Raw genomic sequence first — 24375 nt, 5'->3', positions numbered from 1 at the left:
CATTACCAACGTGTGCATGTGAGGAAGAATATGGCACTGCAAAATGAGAAAAGTAATCGTTATCTTTTGCGCGACTGGAAGCCAGAAAATCCGGCCTTCTGGGAAAATAAAGGAAAACATATAGCACGAAGAAATCTCTGGATATCAGTCAGTTGTTTACTTCTTGCATTCTGTGTCTGGATGTTATTTAGCGCAGTCACCGTTAATCTCAATAAAATTGGCTTTAATTTTACGACCGATCAGCTTTTTTTATTAACCGCATTACCCTCCGTTTCTGGCGCATTATTACGTGTCCCCTACTCCTTTATGGTGCCTATATTTGGTGGGCGTCGCTGGACTGTTTTTAGTACCGCGATCCTGATTATTCCCTGCGTCTGGCTCGGTATTGCCGTACAAAATCCCCATACTCCTTTTGGAATATTTATTGTTATTGCCTTGCTGTGTGGTTTCGCTGGCGCGAACTTTGCTTCCAGTATGGGCAATATCAGTTTTTTCTTCCCGAAAGCAAAACAAGGTAGCGCATTAGGGATTAATGGCGGATTAGGCAATTTAGGCGTCAGCGTGATGCAACTGGTTGCGCCACTGGTGATTTTTGTTCCGGTATTTGCCTTTCTCGGTGTTAATGGCGTACCGCAGGCCGATGGCTCGGTGATGTCGCTGGCGAACGCTGCATGGATTTGGGTGCCACTGCTGGCAATTGCCACTATCGCCGCCTGGTTTGGGATGAACGATATCGCCAGTTCACGCGCGTCAATTGCCGATCAGTTGCCTGTGTTACAACGCCTGCATCTCTGGTTGTTGAGTTTGCTCTATCTTGCCACCTTCGGTTCGTTTATCGGTTTTTCCGCTGGTTTTGCCATGCTGGCGAAAACTCAGTTCCCGGATGTGAATATTCTGCAACTGGCGTTCTTTGGGCCGTTTATCGGCGCGATTGCCCGGTCAGTTGGCGGTGCTATCTCCGATAAATTTGGTGGCGTGCGGGTGACGCTTATCAACTTTATTTTTATGGCGCTTTTCAGTGCCCTGTTGTTCCTCACTCTGCCTGGTACAGGTTCCGGCAATTTCATCGCATTTTTCGCCGTGTTTATGGGGTTGTTCCTGACAGCGGGTCTGGGTAGTGGCTCCACCTTCCAGATGATTGCCGTCATCTTCCGCCAGATAACCATTTATCGCGTCAAGATGAAAGGCGGCAGCGATGATGAAGCGCAGCGAGAAGCGATCACCGAAACGGCGGCAGCTCTGGGCTTTATCTCAGCCATTGGCGCAGTAGGCGGCTTTTTTATTCCGCAGGCGTTTGGCATGTCGCTGAATATGACCGGCTCTCCGGTGGGCGCGATGAAAGTGTTTTTAATCTTTTACATCATCTGTGTACTGCTGACCTGGCTGGTCTATGGTCGGCGAAAGTTTAGCCAAAAATAAGAGATCGATGCCTGATGTACAACCGTGTCGCATCCGACAAGGCATCAGATCCCAAATCATTCCTGGAGCAGGAGTCATGTCATGAGTAAACTTTTGGATCGCTTTCGCTACTTCAAACAAAAGGGCGAAACCTTTGCCGATGGTCACGGACAGGTGATGCATAGCAACCGCGACTGGGAGGACAGCTATCGCCAGCGTTGGCAATTCGACAAAATCGTGCGTTCCACCCACGGCGTTAACTGTACCGGCTCCTGTAGCTGGAAAATCTACGTTAAAAACGGCTTGGTGACCTGGGAAATTCAGCAGACCGACTACCCACGCACTCGCCCTGACCTACCCAATCATGAACCACGCGGCTGCCCGCGTGGCGCAAGTTACTCCTGGTATCTCTACAGCGCCAACCGCCTGAAATACCCGCTAATTCGTAAACGGCTGATTGAACTGTGGCGCGAAGCACTTAAACAACACAGCGATCCGGTACTGGCGTGGGCATCGATTATGAATGACCCGCAAAAGTGCCTGAGCTACAAGCAGATACGCGGGCGCGGTGGCTTTATCCGCTCCAACTGGCAGGAACTGAATCAACTGATTGCCGCTGCTAACGTCTGGACCATCAAAACCTACGGCCCGGATCGCGTTGCCGGTTTCTCGCCGATCCCGGCGATGTCGATGGTCTCTTACGCCGCCGGAACGCGTTATTTATCACTACTTGGCGGCACCTGCTTAAGTTTCTATGACTGGTATTGTGACCTGCCGCCCGCCTCGCCGATGACCTGGGGCGAGCAAACCGACGTGCCGGAATCCGCCGACTGGTATAACTCCAGCTACATCATTGCCTGGGGTTCTAACGTACCGCAGACGCGCACGCCAGACGCCCACTTCTTTACCGAAGTACGTTACAAAGGCACCAAAACTATCGCCATTACCCCAGACTACTCGGAAGTAGCAAAACTGTGCGACCAGTGGCTGGCGCCAAAGCAAGGCACCGATAGCGCACTGGCAATGGCGATGGGACATGTGATTTTAAGAGAGTTTCATCTCGACAACCCCAGCGACTACTTTATCAACTACTGCCGCCGCTACAGCGATATGCCGATGCTGGTGATGCTGGAACCGCGCGACGATGGCAGCTACGTGCCTGGACGCATGATCCGCGCGTCTGACCTGGTGGATGGTCTGGGTGAAAGCAACAATCCGCAGTGGAAAACCGTGGCAGTTAATACCGCTGGGGAACTGGTGGTGCCGAACGGTTCGATTGGTTTTCGCTGGGGAGAAAAAGGCAAATGGAATCTGGAATCCATTGCCGCAGGTTCAGAAACAGAGTTGTCGTTAACCCTGCTCGGTCAACACGACGCTGTTGCTGGCGTGGCTTTCCCCTACTTTGGCGGCATTGAAAACCCGCATTTTCGCAGCGTAAAACACGATCCGATTCTGGTACGCCAGCTTCCGGTGAAAAATCTGACGCTCGCCGATGGCAGTACCTGTCCGGTGGTCAGCGTTTATGATCTGGTGCTGGCGAATTACGGTCTCGATCGCGGGCTGGAAGATGAAAACAGCGCGAAAGATTACGCTGAAATCAAAGCCTACACGCCGGCCTGGGGCGAGCAAATTACCGGCGTGCCGCGTCAGTATATTGAAACCATCGCCCGTGAATTTGCCGATACTGCCCATAAAACCCACGGACGTTCGATGATTATCCTCGGTGCTGGTGTTAACCACTGGTATCACATGGATATGAACTACCGTGGGATGATCAATATGCTGATCTTCTGCGGTTGTGTCGGGCAAAGCGGTGGCGGCTGGGCGCACTATGTCGGTCAGGAAAAACTGCGTCCGCAAACCGGTTGGTTACCACTGGCCTTTGCGCTTGACTGGAACCGTCCACCGCGTCAGATGAACAGCACCTCATTTTTTTACAATCATTCCAGCCAGTGGCGCTATGAAAAAGTCACCGCTCAGGAATTGCTCTCACCGCTTGCCGATGCCAGTAAATACAGCGGTCATCTGATTGATTTCAACGTTCGCGCCGAACGCATGGGCTGGCTACCTTCTGCGCCGCAGTTGGGGCGTAATCCGCTCACGTTGAAAGCCGAAGCCGACAAGGCCGGATTGTCACCCGCCGAATTTACCGCTCAGGCGCTGAAATCGGGCGATTTACGTATGGCCTGCGAGCAGCCGGATAACGGCAGCAATCATCCGCGTAACCTGTTTGTCTGGCGTTCTAACCTGCTTGGCTCCTCCGGCAAAGGCCATGAGTATATGCAGAAATATCTGCTGGGTACGGAAAGCGGTATTCAGGGGGAAGAACTTGGGCCGACGGAGGGAATTCAACCGGAAGAAGTTGAGTGGCAAACCGCCGCGATAGAGGGCAAGCTCGACCTGCTGGTGACGCTTGACTTCCGCATGTCCAGCACATGTTTATTCTCCGATATCGTCCTGCCCACCGCGACCTGGTACGAAAAAGACGATATGAATACCTCGGATATGCATCCGTTTATTCATCCGCTTTCAGCGGCGGTCGATCCGGCGTGGGAGTCTCGCAGCGACTGGGAAATCTACAAAGGTATCGCCAAAGCATTCTCGCAAGTCTGCGTGGGGCATCTTGGCAAAGAAACAGATATTGTACTGCAACCGTTGTTACACGACTCTCCGGCCGAACTCTCCCAACCGTGTGAAGTGCTCGACTGGCGCAAAGGCGAATGCGACCTGATCCCTGGTAAAACCGCGCCGAATATTGTGGCAGTGGAGCGCGACTACCCTGCCACCTATGAACGTTTTACCTCGCTGGGGCCGTTGATGGACAAACTTGGCAACGGCGGTAAAGGGATTTCGTGGAATACCCAAGATGAAATCGATTTCCTCGGTAAACTCAATTACACCAAACGCGATGGCCCGGCTCAGGGGCGTCCGCTGATTGACACCGCCATTGATGCATCAGAAGTGATTCTGGCGCTGGCACCGGAAACCAACGGTCATGTGGCGGTAAAAGCCTGGCAGGCGCTGGGCGAGATCACCGGGCGCGAACATACTCATCTGGCGCTGCACAAAGAGGATGAGAAGATTCGCTTTCGCGATATTCAGGCGCAGCCGCGTAAAATCATCTCCAGCCCCACCTGGTCCGGTCTGGAAAGCGATCACGTCTCCTATAACGCGGGATACACCAACGTTCACGAGTTAATTCCGTGGCGCACGCTGTCGGGGCGCCAGCAGCTCTATCAGGATCATCCGTGGATGCGTGCCTTTGGTGAAAGCCTGGTGGCTTATCGTCCACCTATCGACACCCGTAGCGTCAGTGAAATGCGCCAGATCCCGCCAAACGGCTTCCCGGAAAAAGCACTTAACTTCCTGACGCCGCACCAGAAATGGGGCATTCATTCTACCTACAGTGAAAACCTGCTAATGCTGACGCTCTCGCGCGGCGGACCGATTGTCTGGATCAGCGAAACCGATGCCCGCGAACTGACCATTGTTGATAACGACTGGGTGGAAGTGTTTAACGCCAACGGTGCGTTGACGGCTCGAGCGGTGGTCAGCCAGCGCGTGCCGCCGGGCATGACCATGATGTATCACGCTCAGGAACGCATTATGAATATCCCCGGATCGGAAGTGACCGGAATGCGCGGCGGTATTCATAACTCAGTCACCCGCGTTTGCCCGAAGCCGACGCATATGATTGGCGGTTACGCGCAACTGGCCTGGGGCTTTAACTACTACGGCACCGTCGGCTCGAACCGCGATGAATTCATCATGATCCGCAAGATGAAGAACGTTAACTGGCTGGATGATGAAGGTCGCGATCAGGTACAGGAGGCGAAAAAATGAAAATACGTTCGCAAGTCGGCATGGTGCTTAATCTCGATAAATGTATCGGCTGCCACACCTGTTCGGTGACCTGTAAAAACGTCTGGACCGGGCGCGAAGGCATGGAATACGCATGGTTTAACAACGTCGAAACTAAACCTGGCATTGGTTATCCGAAAAACTGGGAAGATCAGGAAGAGTGGCAAGGCGGCTGGGTGCGTGATGTGAATGGCAAGATCCGCCCGCGCCTGGGCAGCAAGATGGGCGTAATAACCAAAATCTTCGCCAACCCGGTGATACCGCAGATTGACGACTACTACGAACCTTTCACCTTCGACTACGAACATTTGCATAGCGCGCCGGAAGGTAAACACATTCCCACCGCCCGCCCACGTTCGCTGATTGACGGCAAACGGATGGACAAAGTGATCTGGGGGCCAAACTGGGAAGAACTGCTGGGCGGCGAGTTTGAAAAACGCGCCCGCGACCGCAACTTCGAAGCCATGCAAAAGGAGATGTACGGTCAGTTTGAAAACACCTTCATGATGTACCTGCCGCGCCTGTGCGAACACTGTCTTAACCCTAGCTGCGTGGCGACCTGCCCCAGCGGCGCTATCTACAAACGCGAAGAAGACGGCATTGTGTTGATCGATCAGGATAAATGTCGTGGCTGGCGCTTGTGCATTAGCGGTTGTCCATACAAAAAAATCTACTTCAACTGGAAAAGCGGCAAGTCAGAAAAATGCATCTTCTGTTATCCGCGAATTGAGTCCGGTCAGCCAACGGTCTGCTCCGAAACCTGCGTGGGTCGCATTCGTTATCTTGGTGTACTGCTCTACGACGCCGACCGCATCGAGGAAGCGGCGAGCACCGAGCGCGAAGTTGATCTCTATGAACGCCAGTGCGAAGTGTTCCTCGATCCGCACGATCCCTCAGTGATCGAGGAAGCCCTGAAACAAGGTATCCCGCAAAACGTGATTGAGGCAGCCCAGCGTTCGCCTGTTTACAAAATGGCAATGGACTGGAAACTGGCGCTACCGCTGCACCCGGAATATCGCACCCTGCCGATGGTCTGGTACGTGCCGCCGCTGTCGCCGATTCAGTCTTACGCCGACGCGGGCGGACTGCCCAAAAGCGAAGGCGTGCTTCCCGCCATCGAAAGCCTGCGTATTCCGGTGCAATACCTCGCCAATATGTTGAGTGCGGGCGATACCGGCCCTGTACTGCGGGCACTGAAACGGATGATGGCAATGCGCCACTATATGCGTTCGCAAACCGTAGAAGGCGTAACTGATACCCGCGCAATCGACGAAGTCGGGCTGAGCGTCGCCCAGGTGGAAGATATGTATCGCTATCTCGCTATCGCCAACTATGAAGATCGGTTTGTCATTCCGACCAGTCATCGGGAAATGGCGGGCGACGCCTTCGGTGAACGCAACGGCTGCGGCTTTACTTTTGGCGACGGTTGCCACGGCTCTGATACTAAATTCAACCTGTTCAACAGTAGCCGGATCGATGCTATCGACATTACCGAAGTACGCAATAAAGCGGAGGGGGAATAATGCAAATCCTCAAAGTGATCGGCTTGTTGATGGAGTACCCGGACGAGCTGCTATGGGAGAACAAAGACGACGCGCTGGCGCTGATTCGCCACGACGCGCCGATGCTCACCGATTTCACCTGCGATCTGCTTAATGCGCCGCTGCTGGATAAACAGGCTGAATGGTGTGAAGTGTTTGACCGTGGACGTACCACCTCGCTGCTGCTATTTGAACATGTTCATGCCGAGTCACGCGATCGCGGTCAGGCAATGGTGGATCTGCTGGCGGAGTATGAAAAAGTCGGCCTGCAACTAAATTGTCGCGAGCTACCTGATTATCTGCCTTTGTATCTGGAGTATTTAAGTGTGCTACCCGACAACCAGGCTAAAGAAGGTTTGCTCAACGTTGCGCCAATCCTCGCCCTGCTTGGCGGGCGCTTAAAACAACGCGAGGCGCCGTGGTATCCGTTGTTTGACGCCCTGCTGCATCTGGCGGGAAGTACACTCTCAAGTGACAGTGTCACAAAACAGATACGCAGCGAGGAGCGCGACGACACCCGTCAGGCACTGGATGCGGTGTGGGAAGAGGAACAGGTCAAGTTTATTGAAGATAACGCCACGGCGTGTGACAGCTCGCCGCTTAATCAATATCAGCGACGCTTTAGTCAGGATGTCGCACCGCAGTATGTGGACATCAGTGCGGGAGGTGGGAAATGATTCAGTATCTGAACGTCTTTTTTTACGATATCTACCCGTACTTGTGTGGCACGGTTTTTATCCTCGGAAGCTGGCTGCGCTACGATTACGGGCAGTACACCTGGCGTGCCTCCTCCAGCCAGATGCTGGATAAACGCGGGATGGTGCTGTGGTCGAACTTGTTCCATATCGGCATTCTGGGGATCTTCTTCGGTCATCTGTTCGGCATGTTAACGCCGCACTGGATGTATGCGTGGTTTTTGCCGGTAGCGGTAAAACAGCAGATGGCGATGGTTCTCGGCGGTATTTGCGGTGTATTAACGTTGATTGGCGGTGCGGGGTTGCTGGTGCGCCGTTTAACGAATCCGCGTATCAGGGCGACGTCTTCTGGTGCGGATATCCTGATCCTCGCTATTTTGTTAATTCAGTGCATTCTTGGGTTAACCACCATTCCCTTTTCAGCACAACATCCGGACGGCAGTGAAATGATGAAGCTGGTGGGATGGGCGCAAAGCATCGTCACTTTCCAGGGCGGCGCATCGACGCATCTTGATGGCGTAGCTTACATCTTCCGCGTTCATCTGGTGTTGGGAATGACCATCTTCCTGCTCTTCCCGTTCACCCGACTGGTGCATGTATGGAGCGCACCATTTGAGTACTTTACCCGCAGGTATCAGATTGTACGTTCGCGGCGATAATTCTCATGCTGGCCGGATAGCCTTTCGCTCTCCGGCCGATTGCAGGCTATGATAGTTCTCCAGCCACAGGAGAACGTTAATGAAACCGCAGATTTACCACGTCGATGCTTTTACCTCTCAACCGTTTCGCGGCAATTCTGCCGGTGTTGTTTTCCCTGCCGATAATCTTAGCGAAGCGCAAATGCAACTTATCGCCCGCGAGTTAGGCCATTCGGAAACGGCTTTTCTGCTGCACAGTGACGACAGCGATGTGCGCATCCGCTACTTTACGCCAACGGTTGAAGTGCCGATTTGCGGTCACGCGACGGTAGCAGCGCACTATGTACGTTCAAAGGTATTGGGTTTGGGAAATTGCACCGTCTGGCAAACATCGCTGGCGGGAAAGCACCGTGTCACTATCGAAAAACAAAACGGGGATTATCGTATTTCTCTGGAGCAAGGCTCGCCGGACTTTGAACCGCCGCTGGAAGGTGAAGCTCGCGCGGCAATTATCAACGCGCTTCATCTCACTGAAGACGATATTTTGCCAGGCTTGCCAATTCAGGTGGCAACCACAGGACACTCAAAAGTGATGATTCCGCTGAAACCGGAAGTGGATATCGACGCCCTTTCGCCTGACCTTGCTGCGCTGACCGCTATCAGTAAACAGATTGGCTGCAATGGTTTTTTCCCCTTCCAGATCCGCTCAGGCAAAAATGAAACCGATGGTCGCATGTTCTCGCCTGCGATTGGTATTGTGGAAGATCCGGTGACCGGCAATGCCAATGGCCCGATGGGCGCATGGTTGGTACATCACAACGTATTGCCTCACGATGGCAACGAGTTGCGTGTTAAAGGCCATCAGGGGCGAGCTCTGGGGCGTGACGGCGTGATTGATGTGACGGTGACTATTCGGGACAACCAACCGGAGAAAGTCACCATTTCTGGCACAGCGGTGATTTTGTTTCATGCCGAATGGGCCATTGATCTCTGAAACCGTTGCCGGATAAGGCGTTTGCGCCGCATCCGGCACAAACTATTTCCCTGCCTCCGGATGCGTATCAAACGCCGCCATCACCAGTGCCAGTTCATCCACGGTAAACCCATGTTTCGCATCATCCACGCCCAGTCCAAATTGCTCCTGCATCACGGCATATAACGACGCCACATCCGGTAGATTCAGCTGATCCACCGCGTGCCCATTTTCATAATGGGTGAAATGGAAATTGGTCAGCGTCAGTTTGCCACCGTCCGGCAAATGGCGGCACATCAACAGATGATGGCGAAAATGCGACTGCGGCCAGTGCGCCGACCAGAAATTGCCCATCACATAATCACTTTGTTGCTGCTCGCAGAGATCAAAACGATACATCGACTGCCAGTGCTGATGATGATTAAACTGCAAAACCCAGTTATCACCCTCCTGCAACAACCGATACTCTCCGTGTGGCGTGGTTTGCGCGATATCCGGCACTAAACGGATTGGCGCGGTCAGCGTCTGACCACCAAAACCGACGTCGGCAATCCATTGTTCACCTTCCAGTTCTACTAACAACAGACGGTGCGTGCGCGGCGGTAACGATGCGGGGTTAGATAACACTACGCGACCTAACAAACTGCGAACGTTAAATCCCAGCTCGCGTAACACCCGCTCAAACACACCATTCTGCTCAAAACAGTAACCTCCGCGTCGCGCAGTCACCAGTTTCTCTTCCAGCGATTGATCATCAAGCTGGATTTCTCTCGGCAGCAAAACGTCGAGATTTTCAAATGGAATAGTGCAATTGTGTTTCAGGTGTAATGCTCTTAGCGTATCGATATTGACCGCAGCAGCACCCGTCCAGCGAATACGGGCAAAATAGTGATTCAGAATGGGCGTCATCAGGCGTTTCCCTTAGTGGTTTTCTCAACTTATAACCTGGAATGGACGCCACACCGGCTATTTTGTGCGATCGCGGACAAGCATCACGTTCGCAAATCGCCAATCCCGTTAATTTCGTTACTTATTGCGTTACGAGCTACGCTTTTAAAACAACCTTCTTAGCGAGGCGATACCATGAGCCAATTTATTCCCGTTGAGTTGCATCATGCCAGCCGTCTGTTAAACCACGGCCCTACCGTCTTGATCACCAGTTTCGATGAGCAATCCCAGCGACGTAACATTATGGCTGCGGCCTGGTCGATGCCCGTAGAGTTCGAACCACCACGCGTGGCCATTGTGGTTGATAAATCGACATGGTCACGGGAGTTGATTGAACGTAGTGGCATGTTTGGCATTGTGATCCCAGGAGTCGCAGCAACTAACTGGACGTGGGCAGTGGGCAGCATTTCTGGGCGTGATGAAGATAAGTTTAACTGTTATGGCATTCCGGTTGTGAAAGGCCCGGTACTTGGCTTGCCGGTGGTCGAAGAGAAATGTCTGGCATGGATGGAGTGCCGCTTGCTTCCCGCGACTTCTGCGCAAGAAAAATACGACACGTTGTTTGGCGAAGTGGTATCAGCAGCGGCAGACGCTCGTGTTTTTGTCGAAGGCCGCTGGCAATTTGATGACGATAAACTCAATACGCTACATCATTTAGGCGCTGGCACCTTTGTTACCAGCGGCAAGCGTGTTACGGCAGGTTAAGCATTACATGCTGTAACCGGGTTTCTTTATCAACGTCTCCATTTGGGGCGCGATTTCGGCGTCCCAGACCGCTTGCCATGATTCCGGTTGTATCTGTTGTAGTGCAATGCTTATCGAACTCTCTTTACTGTTCAGATGGCGAATAATGACGTCGGTAATCTCCGCCGCCAGTGCCGTTTTTTGTTGTTCATCCAGTTCACGGGGAAAACATTTAATGTCTATGTGTGGCATTGTTGTGCTCCTTTTGAAAGATGTCAGCAAAATTAGCACAAGCCGAAAACGTCATGTGTTATTTGATGCGAAATGATGTGCGATATATGCGCCGTCACTTTAATAACGTACATATACTATTAGCTTCCGCGCCAATACGCACCCGTCCTGTAACATACAGAATCTATTCTTTATTTCTTATCATATTAAGAAAATTCACGACATCCAGCTTGCTGATTTATTAACGCCAATTATAGTTATTCTTGCCCTCAATCATAATTTTCACTCGTAATATCCTTTCTTTTACAAAGCCTTTCTGGAGACACTTGCGATGCAGCTTAACCATATTGCTAAAAGTCTGCTAGTCATGGGATTATTCACAACAAGTTCACTTCCTCTCATCGCAGCAGAAGCGCCAAAAGAGGCCTCCGCTGCCACCCAACAAGCGAATAACGCACTTTATAGTCAATTGCCGTTTTCCGATAACAGCGATTTTGCTGATGCTCATAAAGGTTTTATTGCTCCTTTACCTCAGGAAGTGATTAAGGGTGAACAAGGGAATGTTATCTGGAACCCACAGCAATATTCTTTTATCAAAGAAGGCGATAAAGCACCTGATACTGTCAATCCAAGTTTATGGCGTCAGGCGCAACTGATAAATATCAGCGGCTTATTTGAAGTGACTGAAGGCGTCTATCAGATTCGCAATCTCGATTTATCAAATATGACCATCATTGAAGGTAAAGAAGGTATTACCGTTGTTGATCCACTGGTTTCAGCAGAAACAGCTAAAGTTGGCATGGATCTTTATTATAAAAATCGCGGTCAAAAACCAGTGGTGGCGGTTATCTACACGCACAGTCATGTCGATCACTACGGCGGCGTTCGCGGCGTGGTTGATGAAGCTGACGTTAAATCAGGAAAAACAAAAATTTATGCGCCAGCCGGATTTTTAGAAGAGGCTGTTTCAGAAAATATTATGGCTGGCAATGTAATGAGCCGACGAGCCAGTTATATGTACGGTAACTTGTTGAAACCTGATGCTAAAGGTCAGGTCGGCGCTGGGCTGGGAACAACGACCTCAGCCGGAACGGTTACATTGATTGCCCCCACCAACTACATAACCAAAACCGGACAAAAAGAGACTATCGACGGGCTGACCTATGATTTTCTGATGGCGCCCGGTTCCGAAGCACCTTCCGAAATGCTGTGGTTTATTGAAGAAAAGAAACTGATCGAAACCGCAGAAGATGTCACGCACACCCTCCACAACACCTATTCGCTGCGTGGTGCCAAAATTCGTCAACCTCTTCCGTGGTCTAAATACATCAACGAAGCACTCAATCTGTGGGGCGATAAAGCGGAGATTATTCTCGCCCAGCATCACTGGCCAACCTGGGGTAACGATAACGTTGTCAAACTGCTAAAAAGCCAACGCGATTTGTACCGTTATATCAACGATCAAACGCTACGCATGGCGAATCAGGGGCTGACTCGTGATGAAATTGCCGCAAACTTCAAATTGCCCTCTTCGCTTGCTAACACCTGGGCGAATCGCGGTTATTACGGTTCAGTGAGCCATGATGTGAAAGCAACTTATGTGCTTTATCTCGGCTGGTTTGATGGTAATCCTGCGACTCTCGATGAACTGCCACCAGAAGACGCCGCTAAAAAATTCGTGGAATATATGGGCGGTGCTGATGCCATTTTACAAAAAGCCAAACAGGATTATGACCAGGGAAATTTCCGCTGGGTTGCCCAGGTTGTCAGTAAGGTAGTGTTTGCCGATCCAAACAACCAGGCAGCAAGGAATCTGGAAGCCGATGCGCTTGAACAGTTAGGCTACCAGGCCGAATCCGGGCCGTGGCGTAACTTCTATCTCACAGGCGCACAGGAATTACGCAATGGTGTGCAAAAACTGCCTACGCCAAATACAGCCAGCCCTGACACCGTGCGAGCCATGACACCGGAAATGTTCTTTGATTATCTTGCTGTGCATATAAATGGCGAGAAAGCGGCAGACGCTAAAGCAGTATTGAATTTTGATTTCGGTGAAGATGGCGGCACTTATAAAGTGGAACTGGAAAACGGTGTACTCAATCACACTGCTGATACGCAAGCCTCTGACGCCGATGCGACTATCACCCTCTCCCGCGATGTCTTGAATAAAATTATCCTGAAGGAAGAGACATTAAAAGAAGCCACGGATAAAGGCGAAGTAAAAATCTCTGGAAATGCGGAAAAACTCAACGAGCTGTTAGGGTATATGGATAACTTTGAATTCTGGTTCAATATTGTAACGCCATAATTTTCGTGTAAGTCGGGCAGGTTCCCTGCCCTTTTTGGGTTATAAACAAAAATGAATTCTGACAAAAGAAAACACCCTCATTATTCATGGAAAAACCGCCAGGATATGGTTATTCGCGGTATGGCGATTAGCCTGCCGTGGTTTGCGTTGATTAACATCAGTTTTGCATCGTTGGTTTTGCTTCGAGGGGTTTTGTTTAATGAAGGCACGACTCCATGGTTTAATGAGAAAAATCTTGTACACACTATTGATATTTCATCATTAGGTATTTTGCTAATCAGTGGTCTTTTATTAGTTAGCCCACGCAACAAAGTACAGTATATTCAGCAGTTATTGGTCATACTAAGCCTACTATGGTCATGGTGTTGTTTTTATTTTATTGCACACTGGACGCTACCTTTTGCATATCCACTGTGTGTATTACTAATGCTTAGTGCCGTTGTTGCGCTATATTTCCACACCCCATCACTCCTCGCATTTGTCATTCCATTATGGTTTACCATCCCGATAGCCAGTCTTGTGCTCAATCAGTATGTGAATATTCATTTCGCTGTTATCTGGAGCATTTTTTCACTGGCTCTCTATGGCGGACGTTTTATTTTGTTGCGTTGGTTTGAAGAAGCATGGCAACAAAATAAGTACAACAACCAGTTGATTCATCGCCTCGATGCATTAGCTCATCGCGATCCCTTAACTGGAGTGGCAAACCGACGAGCGTTGGATAGTATTTTACGTGATGCCGTCGAACAAAAGACGTCGTTCGTTTTAATTATGCTGGATGTCGATTTTTTTAAACGCTACAACGACACTTATGGGCACCCTGCTGGCGATCGTTGTCTGATACAAGTTGCCGACGCACTGCAACGCGCAATTCGCCAGCCCGAAGATGTAGTTACGCGTTATGGTGGCGAAGAGTTTGCCATTATTCTTTTCAATGCGAGCTTGCAGGAAGCCGAAGCGATAGCAGCCAGAATTAAGCAAGAACTTAAACTGGCAGCGATTGCGCATCAGACATCTTCCGTGAGTGAAGTTGTTACGGTTAGTCAGGGGATTACCTGTTCTACCCCCGCAAAAACGACTGAACAAATAGTTGCTGATGCCGATGCCGCGTTATATCGAGCGAAAGAAAATGGGCGAAATCGGTGGGCTAAATAACTCTATTCCGCTGACATCAACAAACTTATAGGGAATATCAGCCAGAGTCAGTATCAGTTCACTGATGGTGGAACCCCATCCTGGTACGCCATAAACCTTAATCATATCTCCCCCGTACAGCGTTAAAGCTTAAGTGTAGGTCAGTAAACAGGGCAACCCGGACTAAGATTTGTCATTTTTTCAGCAATCCTTTTAATCCCCACTCAACTTGTAAGGGGATATTTTGCATCGTTTATCGATAACAGGTAGGATGCTGCGCCGATAGTTTTATACCCATAAAGAATAATGGTGATAACTGTCATCGCCAGGATGAATAAACATTGTTCATGGCGACTTATAAGACTTTTTCAACGAAGCAATCAGGGAGAGCAATGAGTAAACACGACACCGACACTTCAGATCAACACGCCGCGAAACGCCGCTGGCTTAATGCCCACGAAGAGGGTTATCACAAAGCGATGGGCAATCGTCAGGTGCAGATGATCGCCATTGGCGGCGCAATTGGGACTGGTTTGTTTTTAGGCGCAGGTGCCCGACTGCAAATGGCCGGCCCGGCACTGGCACTGGTTTATTTAATCTGCGGCCTGTTTTCGTTTTTTATTTTGCGTGCGTTGGGTGAGTTGGTATTACATCGCCCTTCCAGTGGTAGTTTTGTCTCTTATGCCCGTGAGTTTTTGGGTGAGAAAGCCGCTTATGTTGCCGGCTGGATGTACTTCATCAACTGGGCGATGACGGGGATTGTCGATATCACCGCCGTCGCACTGTATATGCATTACTGGGGCGCGTTTGGCGGCGTGCCGCAATGGGTATTTGCGCTCGCTGCGCTGACCATCGTTGGCACCATGAATATGATTGGTGTGAAATGGTTCGCAGAGATGGAGTTCTGGTTTGCGCTGATTAAAGTGCTCGCCATTGTGACCTTTTTGGTCGTGGGTACAGTGTTCCTCGGTAGCGGTCAGCCGCTGGATGGCAACACCACTGGCTTTCATTTAATTACCGATAATGGTGGCTTTTTCCCGCACGGTTTGCTGCCTGCGCTGGTGTTAATTCAGGGCGTGGTATTTGCTTTTGCCTCCATCGAAATGGTCGGAACTGCCGCCGGAGAATGTAAAGATCCGCAGACTATGGTGCCAAAAGCAATTAACAGCGTGATTTGGCGTATTGGCCTGTTTTATGTCGGTTCTGTCGTGTTGCTGGTCATGTTACTGCCGTGGAGCGCCTATCAGTCCGGTCAAAGTCCTTTTGTGACCTTCTTCTCTAAACTCGGTGTGCCGTACATTGGCAGCATCATGAACATTGTGGTGCTGACCGCCGCGCTCTCCAGTCTGAACTCTGGCCTCTACTGCACCGGGCGTATTCTGCGTTCGATGGCGATGGGCGGATCTGCGCCGGGTTTTATGGCGAAGATGAGTCGCCAGCATGTGCCGTACGCCGGGATTCTGGCGACGCTGGTTGTGTATGTCGTCGGCGTATTCCTCAATTATCTGGTGCCGTCGCGCGTATTTGAGATTGTCCTGAACTTCGCGTCATTGGGAATTATCGCCTCGTGGGCGTTTATCATTGTTTGTCAGATGCGCCTGCGTAAAGCCATCAAAGAAGGTAAAGCAGCGGATGTCAGTTTTAAACTGCCTGGTGCGCCCTTCACGTCCTGGCTGACATTACTGTTTTTACTGAGTGTGCTGGTGCTGATGGCATTCGATTACCCGAACGGGACTTACACCATCGCGGCGCTGCCGATTATCGGTATTCTGCTGGTTGTGGGTTGGTTTGGTGTACGCAAACGCGTTGCCGAAATTCACAGCACTGCGCCGGTAGTCGAAGAAGAAAAACAGGAAATTGTGTTTAAACCTGAGACGGCGGGTTAATTGCAAAATGTGCCCGGCTACGAGCCGGGCATATTCATATTGCTGACGAGGTGCTCCGCTTGCCGAATGCAGCGCTTGCGCCGCATCCGGCCTACGAAAGACAAACTCCTCCATGTCTGTGTCTGTTACAGCGCAATACGAATCACATCGTCCGGCTGAGTGGCTTCTTGCTGTTTAGTCGATTTTTGCTTCACGCTGACATACAGCGTTTTGCCATCGGCAGAAAGCGCCAGGCTGTTAGGATGGGTCGGCGTGTCGAACGTTTTCACCACTTTATAGCTTTTCGCGTCAATCACACTGACTTTACCCGCCTGCCGATGCGTCACATAGGCTTCATTACGCGCCGGGTTAAACAATACAGCCAGTGATTCCGGTGCCGCTACCTTTGCCAGAATATTGCCGTTACGGGTATCGACCACTAACACTTCTGCCGCTTTGGAGTCAGTGATAAACGCTCGCTGGTTGGCAGTATCGAGACTGATGTTGATAAAGAAATGCTCTTTGCCATCATCCAGCAGCTTTTTACGGCTCAGGATTTTATTGTCGGCGGTGTCGATGGTAATCAATTCGCCGTCAGCGTTAGTGGTGTAAAGACGTTTGCCTTTGCTATCCAGCGCCAGACCGGTACTCATTTTACCGGTGTTCTGGATGGCAGTTTTCAGTTTGATATTCTCGCCATCAACCACCCAAATCACACTCTCTTTCCCAATACCGCTGATGTAAACAGTGTTCGTAGTATCATCAGCAACCAGCTCACGCGGCTGTAGCGGACGCACTTCTTCTGTACGTTTGCGATCGTCCAGTACCAGACGCCCTTTCACTTCGCCCGTTTTGGCATCAATTGCCGTGACCGCACTGTTTACTGTGTTACCAAACCACAACGTTTGAGTAGCGTTGTTGATAGTGGCGCCAAACGGCTTGAGATCGTTATGAATTGCCTGAGTGACTTCCAGAGTCACCGGATCGAGACGATAAACCACACCGCCTTTGTCCAGTTTGCGGCTTTGCGATGTGGCGAGCCACAGCGCGTTTTCCTGCTGGCTATAAGCCATTTCGTAGGCACCTTTACCTACCGCTTTACGCAGCATTTCTTCCGCTGCCTGCGCACTGAATGATGAAGCAACGAGCAATGAACCTAACAGTAGCGAACCACGCAGGCGCGATGAAAACAGATGACGTAAATGCATGACGACTCCCTTTGATGAACCGATTTATAGCTGCTTCACAATGCTTCGTTGAGCATAATCTTCGTTACGCCCTTGTTATAAATGGGAATGGTAATCATTATTTTCTCAAATGTGGAGCATTTCTTGCCACCACGACTACAATTTTCCCAATTGATTAACGTATTGTGCCGTTTTGTTTTCTATAAATTTACAAATTCATTACCATGACGGTGTTTTCCCATTCTTAACCTGGCTTTTTTCATGAAGATTTTTTCCGTCCGACAGACCGTTTTGCCCGCACTGATTCTCCTTTCTCCTTCCACTTTTGCCGCTAATGAACAAACCATGATTGTTAGCGCCGCGCCGCAGGTAGTTTCTGAACTGGACACACCCGCTGCGGTAAGCGTGGTCGATGGCGAGGAGATGCGTCTGGCAACGCCGCGCATCAATTTGTCTGAATCACTGACCAGTGTGCCTGGTTTGCAGGTACAAAACCGGCAGAACTATGCGCAGGATCTACAACTGTCTATTCGCGGATTTGGTTCCCGTTCCACTTACGGTATTCGCGGTATTCGCCTGTATGTTGATGGCATTCCCGCCACTATGCCTGACGGACAAGGGCAAACGTCTAATATCGATTTAAGTAGTGTGCAAAACGTGGAAGTGCTACGAGGCCCCTTTTCTGCCCTGTATGGCAATGCGTCTGGCGGCGTAATGAACGTCACCACACAAACCGGCGAACATCCACCAACTATTGAAGCCAGCAGTTACTATGGCAGTTATGGTAGCTGGCGCTATGGACTGAAAGCGACGGGCGCAATGGGCGACGGCACCCAACCTGGCGATGTTGATTACACCGTTTCGACTACGCGTTTTACGACTCACGGCTATCGTGACCATAGCGGCGCACAGAAAAATTTAGCCAATGCCAGACTGGGCGTACGCATTGATGACGCCAGTAAGTTAAACCTGATTTTCAACAGTGTGGACATCAAAGCCGATGACCCTGGTGGGTTGACCGAAGCAGAATGGAAAGCGAATCCGCAACAAGCTCCGCGTGCTGAACAGTACGACACGCGTAAAACCATCAAACAAACTCAGGCTGGATTACGCTACGAGCGCAGCCTTAATGCGCAGGATGAGATGAGCGTGATGATGTACGCAGGCGAACGGGAAACGACCCAGTATCAGTCGATCCCGATGATCCCGCAGCTTAACCCGTCACACGCAGGAGGTGTAATTACCCTGCAACGTCATTACCAGGGTATAGACAGCCGCTGGACACATCGTGGCGAGCTGGGAGTTCCGGTCACTTTCACTACTGGCCTGAACTATGAAAACATGAGTGAAAACCGAAAGGGTTACAATAACTTCCGCCTTAATGACGGCGTGCCGGAGTACGGACAAAAAGGTGATTTGCGTCGCGACGAACGCAATCTGATGTGGAACGTCGATCCCTATTTACAAACCCAGTGGCAACTAACCGACAAACTGTCGCTGGATGCTGGCGTGCGCTACAGCTCCGTGTGGTTTGATTCTAACGATCATTACGTTACCCCCGGTAACGGTGATGACAGCGGTGATGCCAGTTATCACAAATGGCTTCCTGCGGGATCGTTGAAATACGCCATGACCGATGCCTGGAATGTCTATCTGGCAGCCGGACGCGGTTTTGAAACACCAACCATTAATGAGCTTTCTTACCGTGCCGACGGGCAAAGTGGCATGAACTTTGGTTTAAAACCGTCCACTAACGACACAATAGAAATCGGCAGTAAAACGCGTATCGGCGATGGCTTGTTTACCGCTGCGTTATTCCAGACCGATACCGATGATGAAATCGTTGTTGATAGCAGTAGCGGCGGGCGTACCACTTATAAAAATGCCGGGAAGACGCGCCGTCAGGGGGCTGAACTGGCGTGGGATCAGCGTTTTGCCGGAGATTTCCGTGTGAAAGCGTCGTGGACGTGGCTTGACGCAACTTATCGCAGCAATGTTTGTAACGCTCAGGACTGTAATGGTAACCGAATGCCCGGGATCGCCCGCAATATGGGCTTTGCGTCGTTAGGTTATGTGCCAGAAGAAGGCTGGTATGCAGGCACAGAAGCACGTTATATGGGCGATATCATGGCGGATGACGAGAATACGGCAAAAGCGCCCTCTTACACTCTCGTCGGTTTGTTCACCGGCTATAAATATAATTACCGTAATATGACAATAGATTTATTTGGTCGTGTCGATAATTTATTCGATAAAGAATATGTCGGCTCGGTGATTGTTAATGAATCCAATGGTCGATATTACGAGCCTGCGCCTGGGCGGAATTATGGTGTAGGCGTAAATCTCGCATGGCGATTTGAATAATATTCATTAGTGGCGGCAAGAATGCCGCCACCTGAAATGTTAATCATCATCCGCAACACGGATCACGACTTTGCCGAAGTTTTTACCATTCAGCAGACCGATGAATGTCTGCGGGGCGTTCTCTAAACCATCGGTAATTTGTTCACGATAGTGAATTTTCCCCTCCTTCACCCATTGCCCCATCTCTTGCTGGAACTCATGGATGCGATGACCATAATCCTGACTAATAATAAACCCTTGCAGGCGAATACGTTTTTTCAGCACCGTAGCCATAAGTAGCGGTAAACGATCCGGCCCGGAAGGCAGTTCGGTGGAGTTATAACCGCTCACTAAACCGCAAACGGGAATACGCGCGGATGTATTGAGTAAAGGCAGCACCGCATCAAACACCTTACCACCAACGTTTTCATAATAGATGTCCACGCCTTTCGGACACGCTTTCGCCAGTTGTTCGGCAAAATCATCTGCGTGATGATCAAGACAAACATCAAAACCCAGAACGTCTATGGCATGACGACATTTTTCCGCGCCACCGGCAACACCCACCACGCGGCAACCTTTTAGTTTGCCGATTTGCCCCACTGTCGCGCCAACCGGCCCCGTTGCTGCAGCAACTACCAGCGTTTCTCCCTTTTTGGGTTGACCGATATCCAGCAGCCCCATATAAGCCGTAAAGCCAGGCATTCCCAGCACACCCAGTGACCACGAAGGATTTTCCGGATGATCGCCAAGTTTCACCAGATCATCGCCACTGGATATGTCGTAATCCAGCCAACCGCTGTAACCCAGCACCCAGTCGCCAGGCTGGTAATCCGGATGATTAGATTCCACCACCCGACTCACCGTGCCGCCGACCATCACGCCACCAATATCAACCGGTGGTGAATAAGATGGCTCATCGCTCATGCGCCCGCGCATATACGGATCCAACGACAGGTAGACCGTGCGTAATAACACCTGTCCTTCACCCGGTGTGGCGACATCATCTTCTTCAAGACGGAAATTCTCCGGAACCGGCGCGCCGTATGGACGCGACGCCAGAACCCAACGGCGATTACGCTGCTTTTGTTGCCCCATAATGCTCTCCTGTGCTTTTGGCATGAATCCATCAATAGTAGCAGGCTCACTGGATTGGTTTTGTTTTCAGCCGTCACATCCCCTCTGCAACACGCAATAATTTCATCGAGGAATCCGTTGCTTCGGGCTGTTTTCGATAGTATTGATAACGTCATCATCATTATTTTATCGAGGCTTAAGATGTCCATCCGTTCTGCCCGCAAAGCCGATTGTGCTGCAATTGCGGAAATTTATAACCACGCTGTACTGCATACGGCAGCTATCTGGAACGACCAGACTGTGGATACAGATAACCGCATTGCCTGGTTTGAAGCACGGACTTTATCGGGTTATCCGGTGCTGGTGAGCGAAGAAGATGGCGTAGTTACAGGATATGCCTCGTTTGGTGACTGGCGTAGTTTCGACGGTTTTCGCCATACCGTGGAACATTCGGTTTATGTCCATCCGGATCATCAGGGTAAAGGTCTTGGGCGAAAATTGTTGCGCGCGTTGATTGATGAAGCGCAGAACTGCGGTAAGCATGTGATGGTTGCCGGCATAGAATCACAAAATCAGGCGTCGTTGCATCTGCACCAGACGCTGGGATTTGTCGTCACAGCGCAAATGCCACAGGTAGGCACTAAATTTGGTCGCTGGTTGGATCTCACCTTTATGCAATTACAACTCGACGATCGTAGCGAACCGGATTCACTCGAATGAATCAGTCGCTTACCCTTGCCTTTTTGATCGCTGCCGGGATTGGTCTTGTGGTGCAAAACACATTGATGGTACGCATCACCCAGACATCCTCCACCATTCTCATCGCCATGCTGCTGAACTCACTGGTGGGGATTGTGCTGTTCGTGTCTATTTTATGGTTTAAGCAAGGAACAGCAGGCTTTGGTGAACTGGTGTCCAGCGTGCGCTGGTGGACTCTAATCCCTGGTTTGTTGGGATCGTTTTTTGTTTTTGCCAGTATCAGCGGATATCAGAATGTTGGCGCGGCAACGACCATTGCTGTACTGGTCGCCAGTCAACTTATTGGTGGTCTGGTGCTGGATATTTTCCGCAGTCATGGCGTGCCACTTCGGGCGCTGATTGGCCCAATTTGCGGGGCAGTTTTATTGGTAGTTGGCGCCTGGCTGGTGGCCAGACGCACGTTTTAATCAGAGGATGGTGCCGCCTTTGGTTAACTGTTCGTGGCGCGCTTCCATATCTTCTTTATGCTTGCGACCGTGATGAGCAATTGCGGTGCGCAAACGCTGCTGCTGGGTGTAACGATCTTCCCGGCTTAACTCTGCGTCATCGCTCAGGGCGATTAACAACTCGTTCATATGGGCAATGACGCTCTCCTCAATCGCGGCATCCACGCGCGCGATGACTTCATCCAGATGCGACATACTTTCTCCTTAGCCACTTGTGAAATTTATCGATTCACCCAAATGATATAAGTCTGCGTTGTGCCGTCAAGCCAGCGAGTGAGATTTAAAATAGAGAAAACAGTAGCGCCACCGGAAAACTCATCGGCCATGTAATCCCCACCAGAAAGGCGCTCAGAAAGCGAATGCTCTTCTTATCGTGGGAAAGAAACCAGGTAATGAGAAAGGCGATTGCTGCCATGACAGCATAAAAAACAAGCAAACATTGAAAAAGAGACATGTACGGGCATCCAGCCAGATGAATAAAACGCGCGCAAATATGCGTCATTTCTTGACATATATCAAGTTTTCAGTCCATTTGAGATAAATTCAATAACCTACGGCATGTTCTTGTCCATCTTCAGAATAAGTATGATTGCGGATTTTCTTAACCCGTACTATACACATAAGGGCTATGACAAAAGGTGGCAAAAATGAACGTTTCCAGTAGAACTGTAGTGCTGATAAATCTCTTTGCTGCTGTTGGGTTGTTTACTCTTATCTCTATGAGATTTGGATGGTTTATCTGATGTAGCAAAATTGCACGCAGTACGCACTGTCAGAGAAAAATCAACTCTCTGACAGTGCGTTAGATCTTCTCACACTCTCCAGATTTACAACATTATCCTTAATGTTTAACCATTACGTGGCGTACTACGGTGTAATCTTCCAGCCCATAAAGTGACATATCTTTGCCATAGCCTGAGAGTTTCTGCCCGCCGTGCGGCATTTCACTTACCAGCATGAAATGGGTATTAACCCAGGTGCAGCCATATTGCAGACGCGCGCTGACGCGATGCGCCCGACCAACATCTTTCGTCCATACCGAAGAGGCCAACCCGTACTGGCTGTCATTCGCCCAGTTAACCACTTGTTCTTCGTTATCGAAAGCCGTCACGCTCACTACCGGCCCAAATACCTCTCTTTGGACGATGGCATCTTCTTGTAACGCACCCGCCAGCAGTGTCGGCGCATAATAATAACCATTACCCTGCCGTTTTTCACCGCCGGTGATCACCTTAATGTGTCCCGTCGCCTTCGCCTCTTCCACCGCCCGGCTGACGCGTTCGAGATGTGCCTGCGAACTTAAAGGACCAAGCTCTGTGGATTCATCATCCGGCGCGCCTGATTTTAACGTTGCCACTGCGGCACCAAGTTTTTCTACCAGCACGTCGTAAATGCCTTTTTGCGCGTAGATACGACAGGCAGCAGTACAATCTTGCCCGGCATTGTAATAGCCAAATGTACGCACACCTTCGACAACCGCTTCAATGTCAGCATCATTAAAGACAATCACTGGCGCTTTACCGCCAAGTTCCATATGAGTGCGCTTAATGGACGGTGCGGTATGACTGATGATGTGCTCCCCAGTGGCGATAGACCCCGTCAGCGACACCATCCGCACTTTGGGATGACCGGTCAGCGGATCGCCCACCGTTTTGCCTCTGCCAAACAGTACGTTGATCACGCCTGCCGGGAAGATATCTTTCGCCAGTTCTGCCAGCTTCAACGCTGTCAGCGGGGTAATTTCTGATGGTTTAAGCACTACGCAGTTCCCTGCCGCCAGCGCCGGAGCCAGTTTCCACGCAGCCATCATCAGCGGATAATTCCACGGTGCAATAGAGGCTACAACCCCCAACGGATCGCGGCGGATCATCGAGGTATGACCTTCAAGATATTCGCCTGCCGCCAGACCGTTCAGGCAGCGCGCCGCTCCGGCGAAAAAGCGAAAGACATCGACAATCGCCGGAATTTCATCATTGAACGCACTATGCAGCGGTTTGCCACAGTTACGGGACTCCAGTTCGGCAAAAACCTGACCATTTTCTTCGATAACATCCGCCAGTTTCAGCAGGCATTCCGCACGCGCTTTCGGCGTGGTTTGCCCCCATTCAGCAAATGCTGCATCTGCCGCGCGAACAGCCGCATCCACCTGTTCTGCGGAGGCCTCGGCAATCTCCAGTAATACTTCCCCCGTTGCCGGATTATAGACAGGCTGTTTTTCCCCTTCGCCGCTAACCAGTTCTCCGTTAATCAGTAACTTATGTTGCATAGCATATTCCTGTATCAGTGG

Annotated in this window: 21 protein-coding genes and 1 pseudogene; 14 read left to right on the top strand and 8 right to left on the bottom strand. The window is 50.6% G+C overall.

What is annotated here, in order from left to right:
* Positions 1–30 precede the first annotated feature (30 nt).
* The 6 genes from narU (at position 31) to HEN21_RS17345 (ending at position 9127) form a co-directional block, all read left to right on the top strand.
* The gene (narU, locus tag HEN21_RS17370; RefSeq protein ID WP_032225171.1) at positions 31–1419 is read left to right on the top strand and encodes a nitrate/nitrite transporter NarU; all 1389 of its coding nucleotides are present in this window, start codon (positions 31–33) and stop codon (positions 1417–1419) included.
* 81 nt (positions 1420–1500) lie between these two features.
* Entirely contained in the window at positions 1501–5241 is a 3741-nt protein-coding gene (gene narZ / locus HEN21_RS17365; protein ID WP_000040425.1) for a nitrate reductase Z subunit alpha, read from the top strand.
* Positions 5238–6782, top strand: coding sequence for a nitrate reductase subunit beta (gene narH, locus HEN21_RS17360; RefSeq protein WP_000702538.1), 1545 nt, complete (start codon positions 5238–5240; stop codon positions 6780–6782). Before narZ ends, narH begins: the two co-directional genes overlap by 4 nt.
* Complete coding sequence (narW, locus tag HEN21_RS17355; protein WP_001166380.1) at positions 6782–7477, top strand: nitrate reductase molybdenum cofactor assembly chaperone; 696 nt, start codon at positions 6782–6784, stop codon at positions 7475–7477. Before narH ends, narW begins: the two co-directional genes overlap by 1 nt.
* A complete protein-coding gene (gene narI, locus HEN21_RS17350) occupies positions 7474–8154 on the top strand; it encodes a respiratory nitrate reductase subunit gamma (RefSeq protein WP_000617142.1) in 681 nt (226 codons plus the stop codon). Before narW ends, narI begins: the two co-directional genes overlap by 4 nt.
* Before the next feature lie 79 nt (positions 8155–8233).
* Positions 8234–9127: a PhzF family isomerase gene (locus tag HEN21_RS17345; protein WP_176252632.1), complete on the top strand. Its 894-nt coding sequence runs from the start codon at positions 8234–8236 to the stop codon at positions 9125–9127.
* 42 nt (positions 9128–9169) lie between these two features.
* Here the strand turns inward: HEN21_RS17345 and nhoA are convergent, their stop codons facing one another.
* A complete protein-coding gene (gene nhoA, locus HEN21_RS17340) occupies positions 9170–10015 on the bottom strand; it encodes an N-hydroxyarylamine O-acetyltransferase (RefSeq protein WP_176252633.1) in 846 nt (281 codons plus the stop codon).
* Positions 10016–10189: 174 nt separating this feature from the next.
* On the opposite strand from nhoA, the gene HEN21_RS17335 reads away from it, so the two are divergent.
* On the top strand, positions 10190–10759 hold the full coding sequence (locus tag HEN21_RS17335) for a flavin reductase family protein (protein ID WP_000077276.1): 570 nt from the start codon (positions 10190–10192) through the stop codon (positions 10757–10759).
* 3 nt (positions 10760–10762) lie between these two features.
* Here the strand turns inward: HEN21_RS17335 and pptA are convergent, their stop codons facing one another.
* Positions 10763–10990 (bottom strand): tautomerase PptA, encoded by a 228-nt coding sequence (gene pptA / locus HEN21_RS17330; protein WP_001120153.1) that lies wholly within the window; start codon positions 10988–10990, stop codon positions 10763–10765.
* A 310-nt stretch (positions 10991–11300) separates the two neighbouring features.
* On the opposite strand from pptA, the gene HEN21_RS17325 reads away from it, so the two are divergent.
* Together HEN21_RS17325 and HEN21_RS17320 are read left to right on the top strand one after the other, a co-directional pair.
* Entirely contained in the window at positions 11301–13277 is a 1977-nt protein-coding gene (locus HEN21_RS17325) for an alkyl/aryl-sulfatase (RefSeq protein ID WP_001176569.1), read from the top strand.
* 105 nt (positions 13278–13382) lie between these two features.
* Positions 13383–14432, top strand: a complete 1050-nt coding sequence (locus HEN21_RS17320) for a GGDEF domain-containing protein (RefSeq protein ID WP_000236735.1) — start codon at positions 13383–13385, stop codon at positions 14430–14432.
* On the opposite strand, the pseudogene HEN21_RS17315 reads toward HEN21_RS17320, so the two are convergent.
* A pseudogene (locus HEN21_RS17315) lies at positions 14433–14537 on the bottom strand (glutathione S-transferase); the annotation flags it as partial. It lies immediately after the preceding gene.
* A 266-nt stretch (positions 14538–14803) separates the two neighbouring features.
* Between HEN21_RS17315 and ansP the strand changes: the two are divergent.
* Positions 14804–16297: an L-asparagine permease gene (gene ansP, locus HEN21_RS17310; protein WP_176252634.1), complete on the top strand. Its 1494-nt coding sequence runs from the start codon at positions 14804–14806 to the stop codon at positions 16295–16297.
* A gap of 125 nt (positions 16298–16422) precedes the next feature.
* Here the strand turns inward: ansP and yncE are convergent, their stop codons facing one another.
* Positions 16423–17484, bottom strand: coding sequence for a 7-bladed beta-propeller protein YncE (gene yncE, locus HEN21_RS17305; protein ID WP_176252635.1), 1062 nt, complete (start codon positions 17482–17484; stop codon positions 16423–16425).
* A gap of 240 nt (positions 17485–17724) precedes the next feature.
* Here yncE and pqqU point away from each other — a divergent pair, with 240 nt between their 5' ends.
* Positions 17725–19827, top strand: coding sequence for a TonB-dependent receptor PqqU (gene pqqU / locus HEN21_RS17300; protein ID WP_194313396.1), 2103 nt, complete (start codon positions 17725–17727; stop codon positions 19825–19827).
* A gap of 39 nt (positions 19828–19866) precedes the next feature.
* On the opposite strand, the gene curA is transcribed toward pqqU, so the two are convergent.
* On the bottom strand, positions 19867–20904 hold the full coding sequence (gene curA / locus HEN21_RS17295; RefSeq protein ID WP_176252636.1) for an NADPH-dependent curcumin/dihydrocurcumin reductase: 1038 nt from the start codon (positions 20902–20904) through the stop codon (positions 19867–19869).
* Between the two features lie 180 nt (positions 20905–21084).
* Here curA and HEN21_RS17290 point away from each other — a divergent pair, with 180 nt between their 5' ends.
* Both HEN21_RS17290 and HEN21_RS17285 read left to right on the top strand, forming a co-directional pair.
* A complete protein-coding gene (locus HEN21_RS17290; RefSeq protein ID WP_176252637.1) occupies positions 21085–21603 on the top strand; it encodes a GNAT family N-acetyltransferase in 519 nt (172 codons plus the stop codon).
* Complete coding sequence (locus HEN21_RS17285) at positions 21600–22049, top strand: DMT family transporter (protein ID WP_021550811.1); 450 nt, start codon at positions 21600–21602, stop codon at positions 22047–22049. The genes HEN21_RS17290 and HEN21_RS17285 overlap by 4 nt, the downstream gene beginning before the upstream one ends.
* Here HEN21_RS17285 and ydcY read toward each other — a convergent pair whose 3' ends face one another.
* A complete protein-coding gene (gene ydcY / locus HEN21_RS17280) occupies positions 22050–22283 on the bottom strand; it encodes a DUF2526 family protein YdcY (protein ID WP_000018633.1) in 234 nt (77 codons plus the stop codon).
* An 85-nt stretch (positions 22284–22368) separates the two neighbouring features.
* Positions 22369–22542, bottom strand: a complete 174-nt coding sequence (locus HEN21_RS17275; protein WP_000051844.1) for a GhoT/OrtT family toxin — start codon at positions 22540–22542, stop codon at positions 22369–22371.
* Positions 22543–22735: 193 nt separating this feature from the next.
* Between HEN21_RS17275 and yncL the strand changes: the two genes are divergently transcribed.
* Positions 22736–22831, top strand: coding sequence for a stress response membrane protein YncL (yncL, locus tag HEN21_RS17270; RefSeq protein ID WP_071598995.1), 96 nt, complete (start codon positions 22736–22738; stop codon positions 22829–22831).
* Positions 22832–22929: 98 nt separating this feature from the next.
* Here the strand turns inward: yncL and patD are convergent, their stop codons facing one another.
* Complete coding sequence (gene patD / locus HEN21_RS17265) at positions 22930–24354, bottom strand: aminobutyraldehyde dehydrogenase (protein WP_001163916.1); 1425 nt, start codon at positions 24352–24354, stop codon at positions 22930–22932.
* Positions 24355–24375 lie beyond the last annotated feature (21 nt).

Origin of the sequence: Escherichia sp. 93.1518 (assembly GCF_013368915.2) — a bacterium.
Classification (GTDB): Bacteria; Pseudomonadota; Gammaproteobacteria; order Enterobacterales; family Enterobacteriaceae; genus Escherichia; species Escherichia ruysiae.
The sequence above is the reverse complement of the archived record's forward strand: the minus strand, read 5'-3'. Positions and strand labels throughout refer to the sequence as shown.